The organism is Streptomyces sp. P17 (assembly GCF_032436805.1).
In the GTDB taxonomy this organism is placed as follows: Bacteria; Actinomycetota; Actinomycetes; order Streptomycetales; family Streptomycetaceae; genus Streptomyces.
This window is the reverse complement of record NZ_JAVRBF010001350.1, coordinates 1-244: the sequence shown is the minus strand read 5'-3', so window position 1 is coordinate 244 and position 244 is coordinate 1. Positions and strand designations below refer to the sequence as shown.

Here is a 244-nt window from a genome sequence, read left to right as displayed (position 1 = left end):
GCGGCCGCATGAGCGAGGGCCCGTCCTATGCCGCGCCGGTGCCGCTCGGCGGCGTCATGGAAGGCGGCACGGTCGCCGAGGTGGTGCAGTCCAACAACGAGCACTTCGCCAAGGGCGACATCGTGCTCTCCCATTCCGGCTGGCAGAGCTATGCCCTCTCGGACGGCAAGGGGCTGCGCAAGGTCGATCCGAAGCTGGCGCCGATCTCGACCGCGGTGGGCGTGCTCGGCATGCCGGGCATGAC

At 70.1% G+C, this 244-nt stretch carries 1 pseudogene; it reads left to right on the top strand.

Going from position 1 to position 244, the window contains the following annotated elements:
- Positions 1–244 (top strand): annotated as a pseudogene (locus RMT89_RS44935) (NADP-dependent oxidoreductase); the annotation flags it as partial.